The 25,537-nt window shown below is 69.5% G+C and carries 25 protein-coding genes and 1 pseudogene; 14 read left to right on the top strand and 12 right to left on the bottom strand.

Features of this window, described 5'->3' with window-relative positions; all coding sequences use genetic code 11:
- Positions 1 to 72: 72 nt before the first annotated feature.
- Entirely contained in the window at positions 73 to 2,328 is a 2,256-nt protein-coding gene (locus AC1Q87_RS12065) for a TonB-dependent receptor plug domain-containing protein (RefSeq protein ID WP_492609167.1), read from the bottom strand.
- A gap of 152 nt (positions 2,329 to 2,480) precedes the next feature.
- Here AC1Q87_RS12065 and AC1Q87_RS12060 point away from each other — a divergent pair, with 152 nt between their 5' ends.
- Positions 2,481 to 3,518 carry a phytase gene (locus tag AC1Q87_RS12060; RefSeq protein ID WP_492609166.1) on the top strand — a complete coding sequence of 346 codons (1,038 nt, stop codon included), beginning with the start codon at positions 2,481 to 2,483 and terminating at the stop codon, positions 3,516 to 3,518.
- 143 nt (positions 3,519 to 3,661) lie between these two features.
- On the opposite strand, the gene AC1Q87_RS12055 is transcribed toward AC1Q87_RS12060, so the two are convergent.
- The 3 genes from AC1Q87_RS12055 to AC1Q87_RS12045 all read right to left on the bottom strand — a co-directional run bounded on the left by AC1Q87_RS12055 (position 3,662) and on the right by AC1Q87_RS12045 (position 5,532).
- Positions 3,662 to 3,949: a DUF2218 domain-containing protein gene (locus AC1Q87_RS12055; protein WP_492609165.1), complete on the bottom strand. Its 288-nt coding sequence runs from the start codon at positions 3,947 to 3,949 to the stop codon at positions 3,662 to 3,664.
- A 15-nt stretch (positions 3,950 to 3,964) separates the two neighbouring features.
- A complete protein-coding gene (locus AC1Q87_RS12050) occupies positions 3,965 to 4,549 on the bottom strand; it encodes a PadR family transcriptional regulator (protein ID WP_492609164.1) in 585 nt (194 codons plus the stop codon).
- An 86-nt stretch (positions 4,550 to 4,635) separates the two neighbouring features.
- Entirely contained in the window at positions 4,636 to 5,532 is an 897-nt protein-coding gene (locus AC1Q87_RS12045) for a hydrogen peroxide-inducible genes activator (RefSeq protein WP_492609163.1), read from the bottom strand.
- A gap of 121 nt (positions 5,533 to 5,653) precedes the next feature.
- Here AC1Q87_RS12045 and AC1Q87_RS12040 point away from each other — a divergent pair, with 121 nt between their 5' ends.
- The 4 genes from AC1Q87_RS12040 to AC1Q87_RS12025 all read left to right on the top strand — a co-directional run bounded on the left by AC1Q87_RS12040 (position 5,654) and on the right by AC1Q87_RS12025 (position 8,067).
- A complete protein-coding gene (locus AC1Q87_RS12040) occupies positions 5,654 to 6,208 on the top strand; it encodes a peroxiredoxin (RefSeq protein WP_056026880.1) in 555 nt (184 codons plus the stop codon).
- 164 nt (positions 6,209 to 6,372) lie between these two features.
- Positions 6,373 to 6,909, top strand: coding sequence for an alkylhydroperoxidase, AhpD family (gene ahpD, locus AC1Q87_RS12035; protein WP_492609162.1), 537 nt, complete (start codon positions 6,373 to 6,375; stop codon positions 6,907 to 6,909).
- 100 nt (positions 6,910 to 7,009) lie between these two features.
- The gene (locus AC1Q87_RS12030; protein WP_492609161.1) at positions 7,010 to 7,591 is read left to right on the top strand and encodes a GDP-mannose pyrophosphatase; all 582 of its coding nucleotides are present in this window, start codon (positions 7,010 to 7,012) and stop codon (positions 7,589 to 7,591) included.
- An 83-nt stretch (positions 7,592 to 7,674) separates the two neighbouring features.
- The gene (locus tag AC1Q87_RS12025; protein WP_492609160.1) at positions 7,675 to 8,067 is read left to right on the top strand and encodes an iron chaperone; all 393 of its coding nucleotides are present in this window, start codon (positions 7,675 to 7,677) and stop codon (positions 8,065 to 8,067) included.
- On the opposite strand, the gene pdxR is transcribed toward AC1Q87_RS12025, so the two are convergent.
- Positions 8,064 to 9,512, bottom strand: coding sequence for a MocR-like pyridoxine biosynthesis transcription factor PdxR (gene pdxR, locus AC1Q87_RS12020; protein ID WP_492609159.1), 1,449 nt, complete (start codon positions 9,510 to 9,512; stop codon positions 8,064 to 8,066). The two genes, AC1Q87_RS12025 and pdxR, sit on opposite strands and share 4 nt — an antisense overlap.
- A 103-nt stretch (positions 9,513 to 9,615) precedes the next feature.
- On the opposite strand from pdxR, the gene AC1Q87_RS12015 reads away from it, so the two are divergent.
- The gene (locus AC1Q87_RS12015) at positions 9,616 to 10,308 is read left to right on the top strand and encodes a pyridoxamine 5'-phosphate oxidase family protein (RefSeq protein ID WP_492609158.1); all 693 of its coding nucleotides are present in this window, start codon (positions 9,616 to 9,618) and stop codon (positions 10,306 to 10,308) included.
- Between the two features lie 31 nt (positions 10,309 to 10,339).
- On the opposite strand, the gene AC1Q87_RS12010 is transcribed toward AC1Q87_RS12015, so the two are convergent.
- Positions 10,340 to 10,867, bottom strand: a complete 528-nt coding sequence (locus AC1Q87_RS12010; RefSeq protein WP_492609157.1) for an ATPase — start codon at positions 10,865 to 10,867, stop codon at positions 10,340 to 10,342.
- 14 nt (positions 10,868 to 10,881) lie between these two features.
- Complete coding sequence (locus AC1Q87_RS12005) at positions 10,882 to 11,733, bottom strand: glutamate racemase (protein ID WP_492609156.1); 852 nt, start codon at positions 11,731 to 11,733, stop codon at positions 10,882 to 10,884.
- Positions 11,734 to 11,951: 218 nt separating this feature from the next.
- On the opposite strand from AC1Q87_RS12005, the gene AC1Q87_RS12000 reads away from it, so the two are divergent.
- From AC1Q87_RS12000 to AC1Q87_RS11990, 3 genes are all read left to right on the top strand, one after another.
- Positions 11,952 to 12,209 carry a hypothetical protein gene (locus AC1Q87_RS12000; RefSeq protein WP_492609155.1) on the top strand — a complete coding sequence of 86 codons (258 nt, stop codon included), beginning with the start codon at positions 11,952 to 11,954 and terminating at the stop codon, positions 12,207 to 12,209.
- A gap of 14 nt (positions 12,210 to 12,223) precedes the next feature.
- Positions 12,224 to 12,883, top strand: a complete 660-nt coding sequence (locus tag AC1Q87_RS11995) for a TetR/AcrR family transcriptional regulator (RefSeq protein WP_492609154.1) — start codon at positions 12,224 to 12,226, stop codon at positions 12,881 to 12,883.
- 85 nt (positions 12,884 to 12,968) lie between these two features.
- Positions 12,969 to 15,092: a M3 family metallopeptidase gene (locus tag AC1Q87_RS11990; protein ID WP_492609153.1), complete on the top strand. Its 2,124-nt coding sequence runs from the start codon at positions 12,969 to 12,971 to the stop codon at positions 15,090 to 15,092.
- A 42-nt stretch (positions 15,093 to 15,134) separates the two neighbouring features.
- Here the strand turns inward: AC1Q87_RS11990 and AC1Q87_RS11985 are convergent, their stop codons facing one another.
- A complete protein-coding gene (locus AC1Q87_RS11985; protein WP_492609152.1) occupies positions 15,135 to 15,602 on the bottom strand; it encodes a COG3650 family protein in 468 nt (155 codons plus the stop codon).
- Between the two features lie 17 nt (positions 15,603 to 15,619).
- Positions 15,620 to 16,057, bottom strand: a complete 438-nt coding sequence (locus AC1Q87_RS11980) for a hypothetical protein (protein WP_492609151.1) — start codon at positions 16,055 to 16,057, stop codon at positions 15,620 to 15,622.
- 21 nt (positions 16,058 to 16,078) lie between these two features.
- On the opposite strand from AC1Q87_RS11980, the gene AC1Q87_RS11975 reads away from it, so the two are divergent.
- The 4 genes and pseudogenes from AC1Q87_RS11975 (at position 16,079) to AC1Q87_RS11960 (ending at position 19,923) form a co-directional block, all read left to right on the top strand.
- Positions 16,079 to 17,206: a DNA cytosine methyltransferase gene (locus tag AC1Q87_RS11975; RefSeq protein ID WP_492609150.1), complete on the top strand. Its 1,128-nt coding sequence runs from the start codon at positions 16,079 to 16,081 to the stop codon at positions 17,204 to 17,206.
- 89 nt (positions 17,207 to 17,295) lie between these two features.
- Positions 17,296 to 18,270 (top strand): annotated as a pseudogene (gene cysK / locus AC1Q87_RS11970) (cysteine synthase A); the annotation flags it as partial.
- An 85-nt stretch (positions 18,271 to 18,355) separates the two neighbouring features.
- A complete protein-coding gene (locus tag AC1Q87_RS11965) occupies positions 18,356 to 19,468 on the top strand; it encodes an FAD-dependent oxidoreductase (protein ID WP_492609149.1) in 1,113 nt (370 codons plus the stop codon).
- Positions 19,465 to 19,923, top strand: coding sequence for a very short patch repair endonuclease (locus AC1Q87_RS11960; RefSeq protein ID WP_492609148.1), 459 nt, complete (start codon positions 19,465 to 19,467; stop codon positions 19,921 to 19,923). Before AC1Q87_RS11965 ends, AC1Q87_RS11960 begins: the two co-directional genes overlap by 4 nt.
- A 50-nt stretch (positions 19,924 to 19,973) precedes the next feature.
- On the opposite strand, the gene AC1Q87_RS11955 is transcribed toward AC1Q87_RS11960, so the two are convergent.
- The 3 genes from AC1Q87_RS11955 to AC1Q87_RS11945 form a co-directional block, all read right to left on the bottom strand.
- Positions 19,974 to 20,426 (bottom strand): OsmC family protein, encoded by a 453-nt coding sequence (locus AC1Q87_RS11955; RefSeq protein ID WP_492609147.1) that lies wholly within the window; start codon positions 20,424 to 20,426, stop codon positions 19,974 to 19,976.
- Complete coding sequence (locus AC1Q87_RS11950; protein WP_492609146.1) at positions 20,426 to 22,213, bottom strand: acyl-CoA dehydrogenase C-terminal domain-containing protein; 1,788 nt, start codon at positions 22,211 to 22,213, stop codon at positions 20,426 to 20,428. Before AC1Q87_RS11950 ends, AC1Q87_RS11955 begins: the two co-directional genes overlap by 1 nt.
- Before the next feature lie 106 nt (positions 22,214 to 22,319).
- On the bottom strand, positions 22,320 to 22,793 hold the full coding sequence (locus AC1Q87_RS11945) for a MerR family transcriptional regulator (protein ID WP_436059625.1): 474 nt from the start codon (positions 22,791 to 22,793) through the stop codon (positions 22,320 to 22,322).
- Positions 22,794 to 22,951: 158 nt separating this feature from the next.
- Here AC1Q87_RS11945 and AC1Q87_RS11940 point away from each other — a divergent pair, with 158 nt between their 5' ends.
- On the top strand, positions 22,952 to 25,393 hold the full coding sequence (locus AC1Q87_RS11940) for a zinc-dependent metalloprotease (protein WP_492609145.1): 2,442 nt from the start codon (positions 22,952 to 22,954) through the stop codon (positions 25,391 to 25,393).
- Positions 25,394 to 25,537: the final 144 nt, after the last annotated feature.

Below are 25,537 nucleotides of genomic sequence, written 5' to 3'. Positions count from 1 at the left end.
GATAGAAAAGTCAAAGTCCCCCTCAGTCAGCCGGTCGGCCGACAGCTCCCCCAACGAGGGAGCATCGCCGCGCTAGAACGCGTAGCGGCCGACCAGCTGGAACACCGGCCCGGCCTTCTCGGTCTCGACCTCGTACTCGTCGAAGTCGCGGTTGAGCTGGTCCTCGAGAGTGGTGAACTTGTTGAAGACCTCGTCCTTCTTTGCGTCCAGCAGGTTCGAGCCGGTCAGACGCAGCACGAAGCTGTCGCCGAAGCGCTTCTCGACGAACACCTCGAGGTCCGCCCCGTAGCTGGTGGTGACCTCCTCGCCGACGATGCGGCCGAAGGCGTCGCCCTGCTTGCGATAGGTGGCCCCGAACGCCGCGCCCCAGGTCGGGAGGTCCTGGATGAAGCCGACGTTGAACACGTACTTCGACTGGTCGTTGAACCGGCGCGATCCGAAGTCGTCGTCGATGTCGCTGTCGAGCCAGGAGTAGTTGAGGAACACCCCGGTGTGCTCCATGCCGAACATGGTCAGCGGGGTCGAGAGGTCGAGCTCGACGCCCCAGACCGACCCGTCGCCGGCGTTGCGGGCGGTGAGCAGGAAGGTGTCCTCGCCCTCGCTGCCCTCAATGCCGGTGTTGGCGACTTCGATCAGGTCCGAGACCTTGCGGTAGAACAGGTTCACCCCGGCGACGCCGCGGGTCCCGAGCCGGCGCTCATAGCCGAGGTCGAGGCCCCAGGCGGTCTCGGGCTTCAGGTCCGGATTGCCGACGAAGTCGTTGTCGCCCATCTCGGCCAGCAGCACGGCCGGAGAGATCTGGCCAAAGCCCGGCCGGCGCACGGTGCGCGCCACCGAGGCGTTGATCCGGCCGTCTTCCGACAGGCTGTAGCGGATATGCGCCGAGGGCAGCAGGAACTGGTAGTCCTTGTCCACCGTGCGGTCGGCGGCAGGCGCGGTCTCGTCGGTGATCTTGCTGCTGGTGGTCTCGTAGCGCAGGCCCGCCTCCCACTTGAGCGCGTCCTGGCCGCCCGAGAACATAAGGTAGGGATCGATCCGGGTTTCCTCGATCTTGTTGACCCCGCCGGGGACCGGCAGGAACGGCCCGTACTCCCCCGGCAGGGTCGGACGTGCGGCCGGCGGATTGGGGATCGTCACCCGGTTGCGGTCGGTGACGATGTCGGTGTCGCGGTTCTTGTCGACGAACTGCACGCCGAACTCGACCGTCGCGAAGCCCAGGTCGCGCTCGTGTTCGACCGCCAGCGACAGTTCTTTGTCCTTCAGCCGCGACTTGGTGAGGTCGCCGGTGAAGCGGTCGTCGTCGGGATAGGGGTTGGAGTCGCGGAGGTACTCGTACTCCTCCTCGACCTCGTCCTGCTGGTCGTCGAAGATCGCGTAGCCGGCCTTGAAGCGGGTCTTGCCGCCGAACATGTCGCGCGTGAACTTGCCGTTCAGCGACCAGTTGTCGGTGGTGATGTCGACATTGTTGTCGTTGCTGACCGAGAGGTCGGCCGGGCGCACGCGGCCGGCGACGTATTCCAGCGAATCCTCGTCGGCGACTCGATCGGTGCGCACGAACAGGCCCGAGAGCTCCAGGTCGCCGCCCGCCACCGGAACCTCGTAGGCGGCGTTGAACGAATAGTCGGTGCCGTTGCGGGTGTCGGTCTGCAGCTCGATGTTGTCGAGCGTGCCGCCCGGCTCGTCATAGCGCCAGCTCTGCTTGATCTTCGGGTTGCGGCGGCCCTGGACACTGGCGCCGACCAGCAGTCGGCCGGGACCCGCCTGGCCCGACCACACCCCGCCGAGGGTCTCACGCACCCGGCCGTCGTCAAGCAGGATCGCGCCGGCGCGCAGATAGCCGCCGTCGAGGGTCTGGGCGTCGCGCAGCACGATGTTCAGGGCGCCGGCCACGGCGTCGCCGCTGCGGTTGGCGCTGGCCGAACGCACCACTTCGATGCGCTCGATCAGTTCGGCCGGGATGCGGTCGACGAAGAACGAACGGTCGAGGCCCGCGCCGGGCACCCGCTCGCCATTAATCAGGATCTGGGTGTAGCCGGGATCGAGGCCGCGCAGCCGCGCGCCGTCGCTTTCCAGGATGTCGGACAGGAAGGCGACGCTGGGCACGCGCTTCATGGCGTCGCCGGCGGTCAGCGGCTCGAAGCGCTGGAAGTACTCCAGCCCGTAGGACAGGGCCGGCGCGACCGTCTCGGTGCGGTCGCGGAAGGCGATCTCGCCGGTGACGATCAGTTCCGAAACCGGCGTGGCGTCGGCCGCGTCATCGGCCAGGGCGGGCGTGGCGAGCGCAAGCGGAGCCATCGCCGCGCAGGCGAGTAGAGAAAGTCGCGTCATGGGGTCCCCCGACAGGCGAGGCGGTTGACCGACCCCGCGCAGCATGATTTGCAGCGCAGGGGATATATCTTGCACGCGGAGCGGGGCTAGTGACGGTTTCTAAGCAGAATATTTTCAGTTTTGTGACACTCGTCGCAATTTCATCCCTTAGCGTGGGATGCGCCGCCATCGACCCCGAGAGCGTCTCCGACTCCGCCGGCATGACCCTGGGAACCGGGACTCCGGTGACCGCGGCGGGCGAGACCGCGGCGGTCGGCACCACCGCGCGCGACGCCGCCGACGACCCGGAAATCTGGGCCGATCCGCGCGATCCCTCGCGCGGCGTGATCCTCGGCACCGACAAGAAGGCCGGGCTCTACGTTTACGACCTCGCCGGCAAGGACCTGCAGTATCTGCCCGAGGGGCCGCTGAACAATGTCGACCTGCGCGGCGAGTTCGTCGTGAACGGCAAGTCCCAGGTGCTGGTCGGCGCCAGCGATCGCCGCGGGTCGATCGCCTTCTACCTGCTCGACCCCGACAGCCTGAAGGTGACGCCGTGGGGCCGCGCGCCGGTCAAGGTCAGCGAGCCCTACGGCTTCTGCATGGGCAAGGCCGGCGGCGAGACGATCGCGGTGATGGTCGGCAAGGACGGCGACGTCGCCCAGTTCACGGTCAACGACCAGGCCGGCAAGCCGGCGGTGACGCTGACCCGGACCTTCGCGGTCGGCTCGCAGTCGGAAGGTTGCGTCGTCGACGACGCCGCCGGCGTGCTCTACGTCGCCGAAGAGGCCAAGGGGATCTGGCGCTACAGCCTCGATCCCGCCACCGGCGGGGCGCGCAGCCATTTCGCGCCGGCGCCCAGCGACATCCTCAAGCCGGACGTCGAGGGCCTGAGCCTGCTGCGCGACGCCGGCAAGACCTATCTGCTCGCCTCCAGCCAGGGCGACAGCGCCTTTGCGGTGTGGCGGGTCGACGGAGCCGAACCGGCCTATGCCGGCCGCTTCTCGGTGGTTCCGGGCAATGGCGTCGACGCCGTCACCGGCACCGACGGGATCGCCGCGCTGGGCGGCCCGGTCGGAGCATTTCCGGAAGGCCTGATCGTGGTGCAGGACGACGCCGACACCGACGGCGAGACCACCGGTCCGCGCGCGCGCCAGAACTTCAAGCTGGTCGACTGGCGGGCGGTGAAGGCGGCGCTGAAGCTGCAGTAGTCTTTAGATCCTCCCCTTTTGGGGGAGGTGGCGCGCGAAGCGCGACGGAGGGGGACTGCTCTCAACGAGATTGAGGCAAAGTCCCCCTCAGTCAGCCGCCGGCTGACAGCTCCCCCAGCGGGGGAGCATCTTGCGGCCTCAGCTCACGCCCCGCGCCGCCATTCCACGGCCATGTCCGGCTCGCGGAAGGCGAAGCGCTTGAGGTGGCTGTCCATGACCTTTTCCAACCGGGCCAGGCTGTCGGGATCGCCCGCGCGGGCCACCATCATCAGGGTTTCGGGGGCGGCCCGAAGCGCCGCCTCGCCCATCTCGAAGGTGATCTTGCCCTCGTGGTCGTTCCACTCGGCCGGGACCTTGTGGCCGAAGTGCTTGCAGAGCTGCACCATGTAGCGGCCGGCGTGGGCGGTCGGAACGGTGGCGCTCGATTTCATGACGGCCTCCATCTTCTAGGCCTTCTCGATCTTGGCGACGGCGTCGTCGATGGCCGCGACGATGGCGTCCAGCTGGGCGTCGGTCGGCCGGTCGCCCGACAGCTTGACCCGCAGGGCCATGGCCAGGTTCTGCATGGCCCGGGCCACGCGCGGCGACGAGCGCGGCGAGGATTCAGCGGCCTCGTCCAGCCGAGCGAAAACGGCGTCCACGGCCGGCTTGTTCCGCTCCAGCGCTTCCAGACCGGCCTCGGTGATCTCGAAGGCCTTGCGGCCGCCCTCGGCGCCGGTCGGGCGGGCGAAGCCCTCGTCTTCCAGCAGGCTGAGGGTCGGATAAATCACCCCGGGGCTCGGGCGATAGGACCCGCCGGTGCGCTCCTCGAGCGCGCGGATCAGTTCGTAGCCGTGGCTCGGCTTGTCCTTGAGCAGCGCCAGAATGACGAAGCGCAGGTCGCCGTGCTCAAGCAGCCGGCCGATGCGCGGCCCGCCGCCATGACGACCGCGGCCGCCCCAGTGTTCGCCGCCGCGGCCGAAACCGCCGCCGCCGAAGGGGCCGCGGCCCCGGTGCTCGCGATGAGCCTTCCAATTGTGATGTCGATGCATTTTCGATCCTATTTAGATATGTCGTAATCGCAGATATATCGAAGGCGGATCGGAATTCAAGATATATCTAAGATGTTTTTAGATCGTCAGGTGCGCAGGGTCTCGGCCAGCAGCCGCCCTTCGGCCGCCCGGCTGGAACCGGACCGCCAGGCGACGACGATCTCGCGGCTGGGATGGTCGGCCTCGAGCGGCATGACCGCCACGTCCGCCGCCTCGGTCAGGCCCGCGGCCACCGCCATCGCCGGCAGGAAGGTCACGCCCAGTCCGGAGCCGACCATCTGCACCAGGGTCGGAAGCGAGGTCGCGGCGAAGGCCTCCTCCTCACCCGTCGCCCGCGGCGGCCGCAGTCCGCAGGCGGCCAGGGCGTGGTCGCGCAGACAGTGGCCGTCCTCAAGCAGGATCAGGTCGTCGCTCTCCAGGGCCGAGGGCGGGGCCGCCGCCTGGCTGGCCAGCGGGTGGCTGCGCGGCAGGGCGGCCAGCAGTTCGTCGTCGGAGACGTGGGCGTGGGCCAGGCCGCTCATATCGTAGGGCAAGGCGATCAGCGCCGCGTCCAGCTGGCCGGCCTTCAATAGGGCGATCAGCCGATGGGTCAGGTCCTCGCGCAGATAGAGCCGCAGTTTGGGGAAGCGGGTGCGCAGCAGCGGCAACGCCCGCGGCAGCAGGAACGGCGCGACGGTCGGGATCACCCCCAGCCGGAAGCGGCCGGTCAGCGGCTGGCCGGCGTTGCGGGCCGATTGCACCAGCTCCTCGGCCTCGTTGAGGATGGTGGTCGCCCTGCCCAGCGCCACCTCGCCGACCGCGGTCAGGATCACGCCCGAGCGCGCGCGATCGACGACCGGCCCGCCGAGGATCTTCTCCAGTTCCTGCACCCCGGCCGAGAGCGTGGGCTGGGTGACGTGGGCGGCCTCGGCGGCGCGCCCGAAGGAGCCATGCTCGGCCAAAAGCTTGAGGTACTGGAGCTGTCGCAGGGTCGGGAGGCTCATAGGCCCAAGATAGGAAATATCTATCCGAAAGCCAGAAACTATCGATTGGCCTTTTGTGCACTGCAGCACTATCTCAGCGGCACGGCTTCGGCCGACCAGTTCAAATCATTTGGAGAGATCGATGCTCGGCGTTGGTGAAAAGCTTCCGGAATTCAAGGTCGTCGGCGTGAAGCCGAAGTTCAACCGTCACGAAGAAAACGGCGAAAGCGCCTTCGAGACCGTCACCAACGAATCGTTCCCCGGCAAGTGGAAGGTCATCTTCTTCTATCCGAAGGACTTCACCTTCGTTTGCCCGACCGAAATCGCCGAGTTCGCTCGTCTGAACTCGCAGTTCGAAGAGCGCGACACCGTCGTCCTCGGCGGCTCGACCGACAACGAGCACTCCAAGCTCGGCTGGCGTCGTGAGCACCCGGACCTGAACAGCCTGCCGATCTGGAACTTCGCCGACAACAGCGGCAAGTTCGCCCGCGCCCTCGGCGTTCTGAACGAAGAGGAAGGCGTGGCCCTGCGCGCCACCTACGTGGTCGACCCGCACAACGTCGTGCAGCACGTCTACGTGACCAACCTGAACGTGGGCCGCGCGCCGGCCGACACCCTGCGCGTCCTCGACGCGCTGCAAACCGACGAACTCTGCCCGTGCAACCGCGCGGTCGGCGGCGAGACCCTGGCGGCCTAAGCGCCTCCAGCGGACGGGCGGGTCACGCGACCTGCCCGAACGCCGTCAAAGTCCGGGCCGCTGCTCCTCCCCGCACGGCCCGGACGCCTCTTTCCCCTTTATCCTGGCGTAAGCGTCGCCGAGACTGGCGGACGCACTTGCACGCCTGAAGTATGGAGAACGCCATGTCGCTCGACGCCCTGCGCGAGACGCTGCCCGCCTACGCCAAGGACCTCAGCCTCAACCTGTCGAGCCTGGCCAACGAGACCCTGCTCACCGACCAGCAGAAGTGGGGCGCCTTCGTCGCCTCGGCCCATGCGGTGGGCACGCCGGCGGTCATCAAGGCGGTCGACGCCGCCGCCGCCGCGGCCGGCCTCTCGGCTGAAGCAGCGACCGCGGCCAAGGCCGCCGCGGCGATCATGGGCATGAACAACGTCTACTATCGCTCGCTGCACCTGCTCACGAACCCCGAATACAAGACCCTGCCGGCCAAGCTGCGGATGAACATCCTGGCCAATCCGGGCGTCGACAAGGTCGACTTCGAGCTGTGGTCCACCGCGGTCTCGGCCATCAACGGCTGCGGCATGTGCCTGGACGCGCACGAGTCCGAGCTGAAGAAGCACGGCATGCCGAACACCTCGATCCAGGCCGCGCTGCGCATCGGCGCGGTGGTCAACGCGGTCAGCCGCGTGGTCGCCGCCGAGGCCGCCTCGGCCGCCTGACGCCGACCCGCATCGACGGACGTCCTTTCCGCCCGCCCGGCCCATAGCCAGGCGGGCGGAATCGTTTCCGAATGCCGCCTCCAGCCAGGAGGCCCGCGCCATGTCCGTGTCAGACCGTATCCGGGTGCGCGACGTGCGCCTGCTGTCCGACAACTGGTACGTGCTCAAGGCCACGACCTTCGATTGGCGGCGCGCCGACGGCAGCTGGCAGACCCAGAGCCGAGAGACCTACGACCGCGGCAACGGCGCGGCGCTGCTGCCCTACAACCTGGCGGCGCGCACCATCGTCCTGACCCGGCAGTTCCGCTATCCGGCCTATGTGAACGGCCATGACGACCTGCTGATCGAGGCGGCCGCGGGCCTGCTCGACGACGCTTCGCCCGAGGAGCGCATCCGCGCCGAGGTCGAGGAGGAGACCGGCTACCGGCTGGGCGAGATCCGCAAGATCTTCGAGTGCTTCATGAGCCCCGGCTCGGTGACCGAGAAGCTGCACTTCTTCGTCGCCGCGTACGACGCCGCCATGCGGGTCGGCGACGGCGGCGGGCTCGAGAGCGAGGGCGAAGAGATCGGGGTCCTGGAACTGCCGTTCGACGAGGCCATGGCGATGATCGAGCGCGGCGAGATCGCCGACGCCAAGACCATCATGCTGCTGCAGTACGCGGCGCTGAACATCTTCCGCTGATTATTGCCTTCGGCCTGTCGGCGAGCTCGCGCCAGGATCGTCATTCTGGAACGATCCGCCGTCGCTCACACGGGAAGCACGCCATGGCCGAGAAGCCCGCCACCATCGACGCCTACCTGGCCCGCGTGCCGCAAGACCAGCGGCAGGCGCTGCAGCACCTGCGCGAAGTCATCCGCTCGGCCGCGCCGGACGCGGAGGAACTGATCAGCTACCAGATCCCCACCTTCAAGCAGGACGGCATGCTGGTGGCGTTCGCCGCCGCCAAGGCCCACTGCGCGCTCTACGCTTTACATCCGGCCCTGATCGCGGCGCATGCCGAGGCGCTGAAGGATTTCAGCACCAGCACCGGCACGATCCGCTTCACGCCGGACCGGCCGATCCCTGACGATCTGGTCCGCCAGCTGGTCACCGAACGGCTCGCCGAAAACGCCGCGACGGTCGCCGCCCGCAAGGCGCGGAAGGCGAAAAAGGCCTAGCTCAGCGCCCGCGCCAGCCGCGTGACGCCCGGGGCCATCATCCGCTCGGGGAAACCCGAGAAGCCTAGCATCAGGCCCTGGCGCGGCGGCGCCTGGCGATAGAGCCGGCTGATCGCGCGCACGCTGACCCCGCCGGCCGCGGCCGCCGCCTCGATCTCGAGATCCGAGCCATTCCCCCTCAGATAGGCGATCAGGGTCATGCCCTGGTCGGGAACGTCGACCTCCAGCAGGTGGCCCAGCTGCTCCTCCAGAGCGCTGGCCAGCGCGTCGCGCTGGGCCTTGTAGGCCAGCCGGCGGCGGCGGATGTGGGCGGCGAAATGCCCCTCGCGGAAGAAATCCAGCACGATCGCCTGGGTCAGGGTCGGCGGCTGGCGGTCCATCAGTTGGCGGGCGTTGGCCAGGGCCGTCGCCAGCGGCTTCGGGGCCACCATGTAGCCCATGCGCAGACCCGGAAAGAGCGCCTTGTTGAGGGTGCCGACATAGATCACCCGCTCGCCGCCATCGAGGCCCTGCAGCGACTCCAGCGGCGGGCCGGAATAGCGGAACTCCGAGGCGTAGTCGTCCTCGACGATCCAGGCGCCGGCCGCCCGCGCCCAGGCCAACAGCTCCATCCGCCGGCCCATCGAGAGCGTCATGCCGAGCGGATACTGGTGCGAGGGGGTGACGAAGGCGACGCGCGCATCGGGCGCCACCTCGACCCCGGCCGCGACCACGATCCCGTGCCGGTCGATCGGTGTGTGAAAGATGTCGGCCCCCATTGCCGCGAGGGCGTGGCGGGTGGCCGGATAGCCGGGGTCCTCCATCCAGACGCGGTCGCCGTCCTTCAGCAGCACCCGGGCTGCGATGTCGACGGCGTGCTGGGCGCCGGCGGTGACTATCACCTGGTCGGGCTCGCAGATCACTCCGCGTGCGGCGCGCAGGTAGTCGCTGATCGCTGCGCGCAGGGCCAGGTCGCCGCGCGGGTCTGAATAGCCGAAGTGGACCGGGTCGAGGTGGCGCAGCGCGCGCCGGGTCGAGCGCGACCAGGCGTCCTGCGCACGGGCGTCCAGCAGGGTGCGCCCGGTGGTGAACAGTCGCTGCTCGGGCTGCGGCGTCGGCAGCGCCGCCTCGTCCAGTTCGCGGACCCGCGGGGGCAGCAGGGACGGCTGGTGCGCGGCGGGCGCCGCCGGCTTCAGCTCGGCCACCCCGGAGAGATCGCCCGAGACATAGGTGCCCGAGCCCGGCCGCCCGACCGCATAGCCCTCGGCCAGCAGCAGGTCGTAGGCCGCCACCACCGAGGCCCGCGCCACGCCCAGGCGGCGGGCGAAGTCGCGGCTCGACGGCAGCCGTTCGCCGGGCTTCAGCGCGCTCTGCACAATGGCTCCACGCACCTGGTCGTAGATCTGCCGGATCACCGGCTCGCCGGCCTGCGGTCCCCGCCACGGATAGATGTCGGCCCAGCTCATTCGACGCGCTCCGCCCGGAAGTGGTCTGAACAAATAGCTGATACTGGATCGCCACGACAGTCCGCCGTCGCGCTAGATCGAGAGCCGAGAGGAGAGCCGTCGCATGAGCAGCTTCATCCAGACCCCGCGCTCGCGGGCCCGGCGCAAGCCCGATCGCGCCGCCTATGACGAGGACGCGGTGTTCGCCATCCTCGACGCCGGGCTGCTCTGCCACGTCGGCTACGTCATCGACGGCCAACCGTTCGTCACCCCGACCACCTACTGGCGCGAGGGCCGCAAGCTCTACTGGCACGGCTCGGCCGCCAGCCGGATGCTGAAAGCGCAGGCCGGCGGCCTGCCGGTCTGCGTCACGGTCAGCCAGATCGACGGCCTGGTGCTGGCCCGCTCCGGCATCGCCCATTCGATGAACTACCGCTCGGTGATGGCCTTCGGTCGCGCCCGGCTGATCGAGGGGCTGGCCGCTCGCCGGGCGGCGATGGAGGCGTTCATCGACCGGCTCTATCCCGAGCGCTCGGCCGAGCTGCGTCCGGCGACCGACAACGAGATCCTGCAGATCGGCCTGGTCGAAATGACCATCGAGGAAGCCAGCGCCAAGCAGCGCGACGGCGGCGTCAACCGCATCGCGGCCGACGAGGACGCGAGCGCCTGGAGCGGGGTGATCCCGATCGAGACCCGCATCGGCGCGCCGATGGCCGACGCCCAGCAGAGCGCCGGCGCGGCGCTGTCGCCGAGTCTACGCCTCTACGAACCGGGCGCCCGACTCGACGCCGTGCTGACCCAGGCGGCGCGGGGCTGACCAAGCGCTCTCCCGAAAGGGGAGCAACTCGTCACTGCGGCTTGCCGGTCTCGACGTAGGTCTTGAGCCGTGCGACCTGCTCGCCGAGCACCCCGTCGACGGGCGCGGCCCAGGTCTGGGCCAGTCCGCCCCTGGCGTAGCCGCCCACGTCGTAGGTCAGGGTCAGCTGCGTCTTGTTCGGATCGCTGGTCTTGCCGAACGCCAGGCCCAGATGCCCGCTCGCCCCGGTGGTCGCCAGCGGCCCCAGCGCCCCGGCCAGCCGCACGGCGTCGGGCGCAGAATAGACCAGGGTCATGTGGCGTACGAAGCCGTCGGGCAGCTTCTCGCAGAAGCAGCCCGACGCATCGATCGACAGGTTCTTGGCGTCGCCCGAATAGCTGTGGCTGCTGTTCCACCACTTGCCGATGTCCAGCGCCGCCGCGCGCACCTTGGCGGGCGACGCGGCGACGAGGGCGACGTGGCGCACCTGGAATCCGGCCGGGCCGCTGTCGGCGACCTCGGCGCGCACGGGTCCGGCCGCCAGCAGCAGCAGCGCGGCGGTAATTCCCAGCACTTTCATGATCTTGGGCCTCCCTAAGCCTTCTCGAAGCTTAGCGGCCCTCCCCAGAAGGTCTCAACCAGCAAGTTCTGCGCGCCGGGCTCGCCGGTGGTGATGAACCGCCGCCCGGCGCTCTCGCCGGTGCGGTACTCGGGATGCTTGGCGATGTACGCCTCCAGCGCGTCGGCGGTCGCCTGCGGCTGGTGGATCAGCGGCGTGCCGGGCTTCAGCGCCGTGCGGAAGATATCGGCGATGATCTCGTAGTGGGTGCAGCCGAGGATCGCCCGGTCCGGGGCGCGGCCGACGCGGGTCGTCACCGCCGCCACGTGCGCCTCGACGGCCTGGGCCAGCTCCACGGCCCCGGCCCCGTTCTCGATCATCCGCGCCAGCTCGGGGCAGGGCTCGGCGAACACCGCCACGTCCTGGCGGCGCTTGTCGATCTCGATCTCGTAGACCCGCGAGCGGGCGGTGGCCGGCGTGCAGAACACCGCCAGGATGTCGAGCTTCTCGACCTTGTCGCCGCGGCGCTCGGCCTCGTGCTCCCACGGAACGCCGGTGGCCGCCTCGATCGTCGGGACGATGATGCCGAGGATGTTGACCGGCCGGCCCAGCGCCTTGCGGTAGCCCGGCAGCCATGTCTGCTGCAGCCGCCGCAAGGCGATCGCCGAGGCGGTGTTGCACGCCAGCACGACCAGATCGCAGCCCAGCTCGAACAGCTGCTCGCAGCCGGCCCGCGTCAGCTCGACGATTTCCTCGCCGGTTCGCCCGCCGTACGGCGCGTTGGCCTGGTCGCCCAGATAGATGAAGTCGGCCTGCGGCAGCCGCTGCACGAGCGCGCGGTGCACGGAGAGCCCGCCCACGCCGGAATCGAAGACGCCAATGGCCATGCCCCTGGATGTAACCGGGCCCGCGGCGGCCGTCCATGCGGGCGTTCACCGAACTCCGAGATTTCAAATTGACAACCCTGTCAGGCTGACATATCTGTCAAATCAAGCGTTGCAGTGTGGTGTGTAAACCCAGCGGACGGCCCGAGACGCAGGCCGGCCGCGCGTATTCCTTTTTCCCCAGCGTCGCCCGCCAACCTGGACCCGAAAACCTAGCAGCCATGGCCCTCCCCGCCCGCGCCCCCGCCTCCCCCGACACCCCCTCGCCGACCTGGCAGATCGGGGTCGAGGTCGACCTCGCCACCGCGCTCGCCCTGTCGCGCGCGACCACCCGCGCCCTGCTCGAGCTCTCTCCGCTCGCGCACCGCGAAATCACCGCCGCCCTGGAACACGAGATCGACGTGCTCGAACGCCAGAGCGATCCCCTGTCGCTCGCCGCCGCCAATGCGGTGCGCCAGTACCTGCCCGAGGCCGCCTGACTCCCCGGCGTCCCATGCGGGTCAATCTTGAGGCCCGGGCCGCGGCGGCCGAGCAGCGCAAGGCGCAAACGCGCGAGCGCCTGCTTGAGGCCGCCATCGCGGTCATCGGAGAGAAAGGCCCCGACGCCTGCTCGATCGAGGACTTCGTGGCCGCGGCCGACGTCTCCCGCGGCACGTTCTACAACTACTTCCCGACCGCCGAGGACCTGCTGCGGGCGGTGAGCCGCAAGATCATCGCGGCGATGACCGCGGTGCTCGACGCCCGACTGCCGGCCAGCATGTCGGTGTCGCTGCGCCTGGCCACCCGCCTGCACAGCTACATCCTGTCGGTCAACCGCGACCCGGCCTGGGGCTGGATGACCGCCCGCCTCGACGGCTCGCGGCTGGAGCGCACCCCGGTGCTCGAGGCCAATCTCGACCTGATGTTCTACGAGGGCGTGTCGCGCGGCGAGTTCCGCGACATGGACCCGGCCGCTGTCCGCACCCTGGTGTTCGGCGCCAGCCGCATGGTCCAGCGCGACATCTTGATGGGCCTTTCCAGCCCCGAGCACGCCATCCAGGTGGTCGCCCTGGTGCTCAACGCCTGCGGCCGGCCCTACGAGTCGGCGGTGGCGGTCAGCCGCGAGGGCGCGTCCGTCGCCCTGGAGATCCAGGCTGTCCTCGACGCGGCCTGACGTCACATTACGACCCTGTCATGTGACGCCGGTGCGGCTTGACCTTAAGGTCGCCGCCTTCCGACCAATTCATCCTGGAGTCCTCATGAAACGGCGCACGTTCCTTGCCGCCTCCGGCGCGCTCGCCGCCGCCTCGGCCCTGCCTGCTGCGGCCTTCGCGCAAGGCGCCGCGGCGACCGGCGCCCTGACCGCCGCATGGACCGGCCCGTTCGGCGGCGTCCCCGCCTTCGACAAGGTCGCCGTCGCCGACTTCCCGGCCGCCTACGACCTGGCGATGAAGACCGAGCGCAGCGAGATCGACGCGATCGCGAACCACCCCGCGCCGGCCGACTTCGACAACACCATCGCGGCGCTGGAGCGTTCCGGCGACCTGATCAACCGGGTCGGCATGTTCGGCGGCGTCTGGTCGTCGACCCTGTCGACCCCGGAGCTGCGCGCGCAGGAAAAGGTGCTGAACCCCAAGCTCGCCGCCCATAGCGACGAGACCCTGCAGAACGAGAAGCTCTTCGCGCGCATCGAGGCCGTCTACAACGACCGCGCCAAGCTGACCCCCGAGCAGCAGCGCCTGACCTGGGTCTACTGGAACCGCTTCGTGCGCGCGGGGGCCAAGCTGTCGCCCGCCGACAAGAAGCGCGTGGCCCAGATCAATCAGGAGCTGGCCGCCCTGTTCACCAGCTTCAGCCAGAACCTGCTGGCCGACGAGACCGACTACGTCCTCTACCTGCGCACCGAGAGCGAGTTGGCCGGCCTGCCCGACGACGTCCGCGCCGCCGCCGCCGCGGCCGCCGAGGAGCGCGGCAAGAAGGGCGAATGGGCGATCCTCAACACCCGCTCGTCGATGGATCCGTTCCTGACCTACTCCAACCGCCGCGATCTGCGCGAGAAGGTCTGGCGCACCTACTACAGCCGCGGCGACAACGGCGACGCCAAGGACAACAACGCCAACATCAAGAAGATCCTGAAGCTGCGCTTCGAGCGCGCCCAGCTGCTCGGCTATGCGACGCACGCCCACTGGCGGCTGGAAAACGCCATGGCCAAGACTCCGGAAGCGGCCATGGAGCTGATGACCCGCGTCTGGCCCTCGGCCATCGCCCGGGTCAAGGAAGAGGTCGCCGAGATGCAGGCGATCGCCGACAAGGAGCGGGCCGGGATCAAGATCGAGCCCTGGGACTATCGCTTCTACGCCGAGAAGGTCCGCGCCGCCCGCTACGACCTCGATATGAACGAGCTCAAGCCGTACATGCAGCTCGAGAAGCTGCGCGAGGGCATGTTCTGGGCGGCCGGCGAGGTCTACGGCTTCGAGTTCGTGCAGATTACCGACGTCCCCGTCGCCCACCCCGACATCCGCGTCTGGGAGGTGAAGAAGGCCGGCCAGCACATCGGCCTCTGGTACTTCGACCCCTATGCGCGGACCGGCAAGCGCTCGGGCGCCTGGATGAACGCCTATCGCCGCCAGGAGAAGTTCGACAAGCCGATCACCACGATCGTCTCGAACAACTCCAACTTCGTGAAGGGCGCGCCCGGCGAGCCCGTGCTGATCTCCTGGGACGACGCCGAGACCATGTTCCACGAGTTCGGCCACGCCATTCACGGCCTGAACTCCGACGTGAACTACCCCTCGCTGGCCGGCACCGCGGTGCCGCGCGACTACGTCGAGTTTCCCAGCCAGATCAACGAGCACTGGCTGCCGACCAAGCAGGTGCTGTCCAAGTTCGCGCTGCACTACAAGACCGGCGCGCCGATCCCGCAGGCGCTGGTCGACAAGCGCGAGAAGGCCCAGACCTTCCGCCAGGGCTTCGACGTCACCGAGTACCTGTCCTCGGCGCTGATCGACATGAAGCTGCACCTGGCCGGCGGCGCCGACATCGACCCCGACGCCTTCGAGCGCGACGAGCTGGCCAAGCTCGGCATGCCGCACGAAGTGGTCATGCGCCACCGCACCCCGCAGTTCGGGCACGTTTTCGCCTCGGACGGCTACTCGGCCGGCTACTACAGCTACCTGTGGTCGGAGACCCTGGCGCTCGACGTCGTCGACGCGTTCAAGAGCTCGCCGGGCGGCATGTACGACAAGGCCATGGCCAAGAAGCTGCACGACAACGTCATGAGCGTCGGCAACTCGATCGATCCGGCGATCGCCTACCACACCCTGATGGGCCGCGACGTCGACGTGAAGGCGTACCTGCGTGACAAGGGCTTCCCGACCGCCTGACGGCGAGCCGCAGCCCGGTTCGGCCGGGCTGCGGAGTCCCTGCTACTGACCTTCGCGCGGTCTTTCCGCGGTCTTCGCGGCGCAGCCCTTGTAGGTCGTGCCGCCCAGCGCGACCTCGGCGGCCAGCGGGTACTTGAGGTCCGACATGCCGTCCGAGCAGCCGGCCTGCTCGCGCAGCGTGATCTTGATCGGCCGCGGGCCGTCGGCGTTCTCCCAGACCACCGCACCGTCCGCCGCCACCGCGCCCTTGTTCGGGAACGCGATGTTGGAGTCGGGGGTCGAGAACTCGATCTGGCCCTCGCGGATTTTCACGCCCCAGAACGGCTCGGTCCCGTGCGCGTCGAGATCGCCCTGGAAGGCGGCGGGCAGCGTCGCGGCGGGAGCCGGAGCTGGGGCGGGAGCGACCGGCGCCGGCGCATCGGCCGGCGGCTGGGCGACGGAGCCGTCGGGCGCCTGTGGCTGGCAGGCGGTCAGGGCGACGGCGGCGAGGGCCAGGAGAACGGCGCGCATGGTGAAGCTCCTCTTCGCTATTGGTCGGCCGCTCGGCCCCGCAGGCGCGAAGCGCAGCCCTGCAGAGTCGTTTCGCCGTACGTGACCATGGCCACATACGGATAAAGCAGGTTGGAAGTTCCGTCCCGGCATCGCCCCTCGTCCAGCAGAGTGACGATCAGCGCCTGGCCGTCCACGGTCGTCGACCAGACCGCGCGGACGTCCTCGTCGAGCACGCCGGGATTGCCGACCACCACGGGCGCGCGTCCGTCCACATTCAGGGTCAGCTTGTCGGCGCGGATCGTCAGCGACCACGGCGGGCGCGTGCCGGTCGCGTCGATATCCCCGGCGAAGGGGTTCTCAGGCGGCGGCTCGTCGATGCGCGCGTCGTCGCCGCCCTGCCGCTGGCAGCCGCTCAGCGCCAGGACGGCGACTGCGGCGATGAGGGCGCGTCGTATGATGGCGTCCGTGCGCATGGCGGTTAGACTTCCCTGCAGATGAGTCGGCCTCTCCACTTCTACGAGTTTTTCGCTGGCGGCGGCATGGCCCGCATCGGCCTGGGCCAGAATTGGGCCTGCGCCTTCGCCAACGACTTCGATCCGCTGAAGGCCGCAACCTACCGCGCCAACTTCGCCGACGCGGGCGAGCATCTGCACGAGGGCGACGTCTGGGCGATCGATCCCGCCGCCCTGCCGCCGCACGCCGATCTCGCCTGGGCCTCCTCGCCCTGCCAGGACTTCAGCCTCGCCGGAGCCCGCGCGGGCCTGGCGGGCGGGCGTTCCTCGGCCTTCTTCGGCTTCTGGCGGCTCATCGAGGCGCTGGGTGAGGCCGCCCCCCGCGCCGTGGTCATCGAGAACGTCAGCGGCTTGCTCTCCTCGCACGGCGGCGGCGACTTCACCGCCCTCTGCCGGGCGCTGGCGAGCCAAGGCTACGCCTTCGGAGCGCTGGAGATCGACGCCGCGCGCTTCACGCCGCAGTCGCGTCCGCGGGTCTTCGTGATCGCCACTCGCGAGCCCCCGGCGGCAGGCTTGGTCGGCGACAGCCCGTTCCACACCCGCGCGGTGCGCGAGGCCCACGCCCGACTGCCCGAGGATCTGGCCCGCCGCTGGATCTGGTGGCGCGGCGCGGCGCCCGCCGCCCGCAACACCGATCTGGCCGCCCTGCTGGAGCCCGACCACGCCGTCGCCTGGCACGGCCCGGACAAGACCGAGCGGCTGCTCGCGCTGATGGCCCCGCAGCACCGCGCCAAGATCGAGGCCGCGCGCGCCTCCGGAACCCGTCAGGTCGGCGCCGTCTTCCGGCGGATGCGGGTCGAGCACGGCCAACGCGTGCAGCGCGCCGAGGTCCGCTTTGACGGCCTGGCCGGCTGCCTGCGCACTCCGCGCGGCGGCTCCTCGCGCCAGACCCTGGTGGTCGTCGAAGACGGCCAGGTCCGCAGCCGGCTGGTCTCGCCGCGCGAAGGCGCCCGGCTGATGGGGCTGCCGGACGGCTACGCCTTGCCGCGGGCCGCGACCGGCGCGCTGCACGTGGTCGGCGACGGCGTCGTGGCGCCGGTCGTCCGCTGGCTGGCCGAGCAGATCCTCGAACCGTTGCTCGACCGGCGGGCGGCCGTCGCCGCCGAATAGCCAGGCTCTGCGCCGAAACAGAAGAAGTGCGCTTCCAAATCTTCCCTGGGCGCTTAGGTTGGCGGCACAGCTAAACCGACGAGAGAGCTATGGCCGACTCCACCTACGACGCAGCCCGCTACAAGCGTTCCGGCCGCGGCAAGATCTTCGATTCCGTCATCGACCTGATCGGCGACACGCCGCTGGTCCGTCTGCCGAACCTGACCAAGGCGCTGAAGCCCAAGGGCGAAGTCGTCGCCAAGCTCGAATTCTTCAACCCGCTGGCCTCGGTCAAGGACCGCATCGGCGTGGCGATGATCGAGTGGCTGGAAGCCACCGGCAAACTGAAGCCGGGCGGCTCGATCGTCGAGCCGACCAGCGGCAACACCGGCATCGCCCTGGCCTTCGTCGCCGCCTCCAAGGGCTATCCGATCACCCTGGTCATGCCGGAGAGCATGTCGATCGAGCGTCGCAAGATGCTGCTGATCCTCGGCGCCAAGCTCGAACTGACCCCGGCCGAGCGCGGCATGGCCGGCGCCGTCGCCCGCGCCAAGGAAATCGTCGAGGCCACCCCCGGGGCGGTCATGCCCCAACAGTTCGACAACGAGGCCAATCCGCTGATCCACCGGGTCTCGACCGCCGAGGAGATCTGGAACGACACCGACGGCAAGGTCGATGCGGTGATTTCCGGCGTCGGCACCGGCGGCACCATCACCGGCATCGGCCAGGTGCTGAAGGCCCGCAAGCCCGGCCTGAAGATGGTCGCGGTGGAGCCCGAGGCCTCGCCCGTGCTGTCGGGCGGCCAGCCCGCCCCGCACAAGATCCAGGGCATCGGCGCCGGTTTCGTGCCCGCGATCCTCGACCGCGGCGTGATCGACGAGATCATCCAGGTGTCGAACGACGACAGCTTCGCCATGGCCCGCCGCGTGGCCAAGGAAGAGGGCCTGCCGGTCGGGATCTCGTCGGGCGCGGCGCTTACCGCCGCCTTCGACCTGGCCTCCCGCGACGAGTACGCCGGCAAGCTGATCGTGGCGATCATCCCCAGCTTCGCCGAGCGCTACCTCTCCACCGCGCTGTTCGAAGGTTTCGAACCCCCGGGGGCTCGCGTTTGTCGGGTGCGGCGTCGCCGGCGGGGCGGCGCCCCGCGCCCTGGCGCGCAAGGGTCATGCGGTGGCGCTGCTGGAAGCCTTCCAGCAGCCGCGCCCGCTGGGCTCGGGGCTGCTGCTGCAGCCCTCGGGCTTGGCGGCGCTGCGTCAACTCGGCCTCGCCGAACAGGTGATCGAACGCGGCGCGCGGGTCGAGCGGCTGGACGGCCGCAGCCTGCGCGGCCGTCTGATCATGGACATGCGCTACGCCGACTGGCGGCGGGACGCGTTCGGCGTCGGCGTGCACCGCGCCACGCTGTTCGACGTCCTGCATGACGGCCTGGAAGCCGCCGGGGTCGAGCTGCGCACCGGCGTCGACGTGGCGCGCGTCGAGCACCGCTCCCCCGCGACCCTGATCGACACCGCCGGCCAGACCCACGGCCCGTTCGACCTCGTGGTCGTCGCCGACGGCTCGGCCTCGCGCTTGCGCGCGCAACTACGGCCGAACGCCAAGGCCCCGGTCTATCCGTGGGGCGCGGTCTGGGCCAACGCCCGCGACGAGACCGGCGCCTTCGCCGGATCGCTGTCGCAGCGCTATGATCGCGCCTCGACCATGATGGGCGTGCTGCCGATCGGACGCGGGCCGGAAGGCGGCGGCGAGCTGGTCAGCTTCTTCTGGTCCTTGCCGGTGACCCAGATGGAAGGATTTCTCAACAGCGATCTGAAGGTGTGGCGCCAGCGGGCGATCACGATGTGGCCGCAGGCCGCCCCGATCATCGAGCAGTTCCAGGACCGGGCGCAGTTCTCCCGCGCCAGCTATCGCGACGTGCGCGTCGGCCGCTGGTCGCAGGGCCCCTTCGTGCTGATCGGCGACGCCGCCCACGGCACCAGCCCACAGCTCGGCCAGGGCGCCAACATGGGCCTGATCGACGCCGTCGAGCTGGCCGAGCGGCTGGGCGACGAGGTCCCGCGCGCGGTCCGCGGGTTCCAGGCCTCGCGCCGCCGCCACGCCGGGCTCTACCAGTTCATGTCGCGCTGGCTGACGCCGATGTTCCAGTCCGGCGGCTGGCTGGGCCCGTTCGTCCGCGACGTATTCTTCACGCCGATGTCCAAGGCGCCGGGCGGCCGCCAGATGGCGGCAAGGGTGCTGACCGGGACGCTGCGCCTGGGCCGCACGCCCAAGGCTTTGCGGCCATGAGCGACGTCTTCACCCCCGAGAAGCGCTCGGCGGTGATGGCCCGGGTTAAGGGCAAGAACACCGCGCCCGAACTCAAGGTCCGCAAGGCGCTGACCGCGCTGGGCGCGCGCTATCGCCTCAACCGCAAGGACCTGCCCGGCACGCCGGACATCGTCCTGCCCGGCCGTCGGTTGGCGATCTTCGTGCACGGCTGCTTCTGGCACGGCCACGACTGCCCGCGCGGCTCGCGAGTGCCCAAGGCCAACCGCGACTACTGGACCGCCAAGGTCGCCCGCAACGTCGCCCGCGATGAGCGCACCGCCGCCGAACTGACCGCCGCCGGCTGGCGGGTCGAAACCCTCTGGGAGTGCGACCTGAAGGACGCCGCGGCGCTGACGTCGCGGTTGGAAGCGTTGCTGGTCCAAAATCCGCTCACCCCGGCGAAGGCCGGGGCCCAAGCTGACCTGCAGGACTAGCTCGACCGCGACATCGCTTGGGTCCCGGCCTTCGCCGGGATGAGCGGTTGTCAGGCCACCGTCACCTCGGTCTTCACCGAATTGGCGATGAAGCACTCCTCGTGCGCCTCGTGGTGCAGGTGGGCCAACTGCTCGGCGTCGGGCGCCGGCCCCTCCCACTCGATCTGCGGCGACAAGGTCACCTTGGTCACCGCCATCTTGCCGGGCGCGATCTCTTCCATGATCCCGCTCGCATGGTCGCGATAGGAGGTGACCACGAACCCGGCCAGCCGCGCCTTATGCAGGAAGGTCAGCATGTGGCAGTTCGACAGCGCGGCGACGAACATCTCCTCGGGATCGACCGCCTCTTCCACCGCCCACTTGCCGACCACATGCGGCGAGGCGGAGGCCGGCACGATCAGCCCGCCGTCGAAGCTGATCACGTGGCCGCGGCTGTAGCGGCCTTTGGCGAAGTCCTCGCCGTCGCGCAGGCTCCAGGCGACGTCGGCCGTGTAGGCGGCCATCAGAACGCCTCCGCCGGCAGCGCCATCATCAGCTCCGAGCCGGTCTTCAGCTTGATCAGGTGCGCGCCCGTCTCAGGCAGGATGCGCTCGACGTAGTAGCGGCCGACCACCAGCTTGTTGGCGTAGAACGGGTCGCTCTCACCAGCCGCGATCTTGCCTTGCACGGTCTTGGCGATCTGCGCCCACATGTAGGCCAGCGCCGTCAGCCCGAAGAGGTGCATGTAGTCGGTCGAGGCTGCGCCGGCGTTGTCCGGGTTCATCAGCCCGTTCTGCATCAGCCACATGGTGGCGTCCTGCAGCTCGCCCTTGGCCTTGGCCAGGCCCTCGGTGAACGGCTTCAGGTCCTTGTCGTCGCCGTTCGCCTCCACGAAAGCGTCGATGTCGGCGAAGAAACTCATCACCGCCCGGCCGCCCTGGGCCGCCAGCTTGCGGCCGACCAGGTCCAGCGCCTGCACGCCGTTGGTGCCCTCGTAGATCAGCGCGATGCGTACGTCGCGCATGTACTGGCTGACCGGGAAGTGCTCGGTGAAGCCCGAGCCGCCATGCACCTGCACCGCGTTGGAGCAGATCTGCAGCCCCTTGTCGGTCAGGAAGCCCTTCACCACCGGGGTCATCAGCGCCATGTAGTCGCCGGCCTTCTGGCGCACCGCCTCGTCGGGGCTGGCGTGGGCCAGGTCGCCCTGCAGCGCGGTCCAGAACAGGAAGGCGCGGCCGCCTTCGATCAGCGCCTTGGAGTCCATCAGCATCCGCCGCACGTCCGGGTGGACGATGATCGGATCGGCCGGGCCGTCCGGGTTCTTCGGCCCGGTCAGCGAGCGGCCCTGCAGGCGCTCCTTGGCGAAGGTCGCGGCCGCCTGATAGGCCGCCTCGGCCTGGGCCACGCCCTGCAGCCCGACCCCGATCCGCGCCTCGTTCATCATCACGAACATCAGCGAGAGGCCCTTGTTCTCCTCGCCGACCAGCCAGCCGACCGACTCCTCGTGACGGATCACGCAGGTGGCGTTGCCGTGGATGCCCATCTTCTCTTCGAGGCCGTCGCAATAGACGCTGTTGCGCGCGCCCGGTTTGCCGTCGGCGTCGGGGATGAACTTCGGCACGATGAACAGGCTGATGCCGCGGGTGCCTTCCGGCGCGCCCTCGATCCGGGCCAGCACCAGGTGGACGATGTTCTCGGCCATGTCGTGCTCACCGCCGGAGATCCAGATCTTCCCGCCCGTGATCTTGTAGGAGCCGTCGCCCTGCGGGACCGCCTTGGTGCGCAGCAGCCCCAGGTCCGTGCCGCAGTGCGGCTCGGTCAGGTTCATGGTCCCGCCCCACTGGCCGCTCGCCAGCTTCGGCAGATAGAGGTCCTTCTGCGCGTCCGAGCCGCCGTTCAGGATCGCCGAATAGGCCCCGTGGGTCAGGCCCGGATACATCGAGAAGGCCATGTTGGCCGACGAGCTCATCTCCGAGAACGACAGGTTGACCACGTGCGGCAGCCCCTGGCCGCCATAGGCCGGCTCGGCGCCCAGCGCCGGCCAGCCGCCTTCGACCAGCTGGGCGTAGGCCTCCTTGAAGCCGGCCGGGGTCTTGACCGTGTGATCGGCGCTCCAGACGCAGCCCTGCTTGTCGCCGACGCTGTTCAGCGGGGCCAGCACCTCGCCCGTGAAGCGGCCGGCCTCCTCGATGATCTGCGTGACCACGTCCATCGAGGCGTCGGCGAAGCCCGGCAGGTTCGCGTACTTCTCGATCTCCAGCACGTCGCGCAGCAGGAACAGGTGGTCGCGTACGGGGGGCTGATAGGGCATGTCCGCTCCAATGACGGGCCGGTGACGGCGAAAAGGGCTCCCGACCGCGTCGAAAGCCCCGAAGGTTTATCGTGGTTGCATGATCACGGCGAACCGTGATCGGCGCTTACTTGGCGTGTTCCAGATCGCCCAGCCGCTCGCGCAGCACCTGGTCGTAGTCGGCCGCCCGCGGCAGCAGGTCGGGCCGGGTGGCCTTCAGGTGCTCCTCCAGCGCGTCGCAGCCCTTGCGCAGCTCGTCGATCGCCTGCTCGATGTCGTTGCGCTGGGCTTCCAGCTCGACGATGCGCTCGCGGAACTTGACCAGCGACTTGGCGTTCTGCGCCGCCCCGCCATCATTCAATTCGTAGAGGTCGAGGATCTCGCCGATCTCGGAGAGCGCCAGCCCCACCCGCTTGCCCCGCAGGATCAGCTGCAGCCGGGCCCGGTCCTTGTAGGAATAGACCCGGTTCATGCCGTCCCGCGCCGGCGAGATCAGCCCCTTGTCCTCGTAGAACCGCAGGGCGCGCGGGGTGCATTTGAATTCCAGGCAAAGCTGCCGGATCGTGAAGGTGCGATTGGGCCGACGAAGGTCAGTGGCCATGCGGCGCCCTCCCTGGACGCTGTCGTTTCTATTGATTGACACCGTAAGACGGTGCTTCCGTTTACGTCAAGGTGATCAACGATCACCCGCGGCTGAGGCGCACCCTGGACCGGCCGGATCGAACGACCCTAGGTTGGTCGCGCAAAGGGGGCGTTTTCATGGTTCGATCTGGTTTGTTGGCGACGGTCGCGGCCGCGGCCTGTCTGGCGCTCTCGGCCTCCGCCTTCGCCGCCCCGGCCGACAAGCCGGCCGCGGCGACCGCCGGCGCGGTTCGCCAGGACGGGCTGCTGCCGGTCTATGTCGACAAGGCCCGCGGCCGCATCCTGCTGTCGCTGCCCGCGCAGGACGCGCAAGGGGTCAGCGGCCGCTTCCTCTATGTCGCCGCGCTCAAGACCGGCCTCGGCTCGGCCCCGGTCGGTCTCGACCGCGCCCGGATCGGCGACACCCAGGTGCTGGCCTTCCGCCGTATCGGCAGGAAGGTGGTGGCCGAGTTCGAAAACCATCGCTTCCGCGCCGCCGGCGCCCCCGACGCCGAACAGGCCGCGGCCCGCGAGGCGTTCTCGGTCTCGACCGTCTGGGCCGGCGAGGTCATCGAGACCGCGCCCGACGGACGCATCCTGGTCGACATCGCAAGTTTCCTGACCCGCGACGGCATCGGCGTCGCCGACGCGCTGAAGCAGGCCGGCGAGGCCGGCTACAAGCTGGTCCCCGATCTCTCGCTCGCTGACCCGAACGCCGTGAAGGTGTTCCCCGAGAACCTCGAGTTCGAGGCCCGCCAGACCTACGCTTCCGACACCCCCGGGCCGGAGGTGCGCAACATCGCCCCCGACCCCAAGCTGATCACCTTCGAGGTCCGCCACAGCCTGGTGAAGCTGCCCGAGCCCGGCTACCAGCCGCGGGTCTTCGACCCGCGCACCGGCGGCTTCTCGACCATGGTGCTCGACTACGCCGCCCCGCTCGGCGACGAGATCGTCCAGCGCTACGCCAACCGCTTCCGGCTGGAGAAGACGAACCCGGCCGCAGCCCGTTCGCCGGTGAAGAAGCCGATCGTCTTCTATGTCGACCGCGCCGCGCCCGAGCCGATCCGCAGCGCCCTGGTCGAGGGCGCCGCCTGGTGGAACCAGGCGTTCGACGCCGCCGGCTTCATCGACGCCTTCCAGGTCCGGGTGCTGCCCGAAGGCGCCGACCCGCTCGACGTCCGCTACAACGTCATCAACTGGGTCGACCGCGCCACCCGGGGTTGGTCCTACGGCCAGGCTGTGGTCGATCCGCGCACCGGCGAGATCGTCAAGGGCTCGGTGCTGCTGGGCGCGCTGCGCGTGCGCCAGGACATGCTGATCTTCGAGGGTCTGGTCGGCGCGCACCACAACGGAACCGGCGGCCCCAACGACCCGATCCAGGTGTCGCTCGCCCGCCTGCGCCAGCTCTCGGCCCACGAGGTCGGCCACTCGATCGGCTTCGCGCACAACTTCGCGGCCTCGACCCAGGACCGCGCCAGCGTCATGGACTATCCGGCCCCGCGGGTGCTGCTGAGGGACGGCCGCATCGACCTCTCCGACGCCTACGGCGTGGACATCGGCGATTGGGACAAGTTCACCGTCGACTGGCTCTACGGCGAGGACGGCGATCCGGCGCTGCGCAAGGTCAAGGCCTCGGTCGACCAGGACCAGCGCTACGTCACCGACATCGACGCCCGTCCGATAGGGACCGCCCAACCGTGGGGCAGCCTGTGGGACGACGGCCCCGATCCGGCCGCCGAGCTCGTCCGCATGATGGAGGTGCGCCGCGTCGCGCTCAGCCAGTTCGGCCTCGGCGCGCTGAAGCCCGGCGAGCCGGTCGCCAATCTCAAGCGCAAGTACGTCCCGATCTACCTGCTGCACCGCTACCAGGTGGAAGCCGCCAGCAAGCTCGTCGGCGGCGTCGACTTCGCCTATGCGGTGATCGGCGACGGCCGCGAGACCTCGCCGCCAGTCCCGGCCGCCCAGCAGCGTGCGGCGCTGTCGGCCCTGCTCGCCACCCTCGACCCGAAGGACCTCGACACGCCCGAGACCCTGACGACGATGCTGTCCTCGGCCCAGTCCGGCGACCCCGACCGTCAGTACGTGATCGAGGTGTTCGCCACCGCCGGCGGCCCGGTGTTCGATCCGCTGGTCGCCGCCGAAGTCGCCGCCGGCCTGACCCTCGACAACCTGCTGGCCCCCGACCGCATGGCGCGGCTGGTCGACCAGCAACGGCGCGATCCGGGCCAGCTCGGCGTCGGCGAAATGCTCGACCGGCTGATCGACGCGGTGTTCGCGCCGGCGCCCGGCCGCCTGGGCGAGATCTCCCGGCGGGTGCAGACCCGGCTGGTGCTGAACCTCGCCAACGCCGCCCGCGACCCCAAGGTCTCGCCGGCGGTCGGCGCGGCGATCAGCGCGCGGCTGGCCACCCTGCCGGCCCGGCTCAAGGGCGGCGCCGACCCGGCCGACCGCGCCCATCGCCAACGCCTGATCGCGCTGCTCGGCGACCCGAGCCTGCTGGCCGAACTGTCGGAGCCGAAGCTGAAGCCCCAGACCCCGCCCGGCATGCCGATCGGCGACGGGGATTTCGGCGGGCGCTAACAGGGTGTCATCCCGGTTTCGGCCGCCAGGCCGAAGACCGGGCCCATGAACACCGGATGGGGCAGAATTTGGCGCGGCTCGGTCAGGAACGCGAACCGCGGCGATAATGGATCCCGGACAGCCGCTGCGCGGCTTCCGGGATGA

The organism is Phenylobacterium sp. GW823-FHT02A09, from assembly GCF_058797775.1.
Note: the sequence above shows the minus strand (reverse complement) of the source record. Positions and strands in the feature narration are given on the sequence as shown.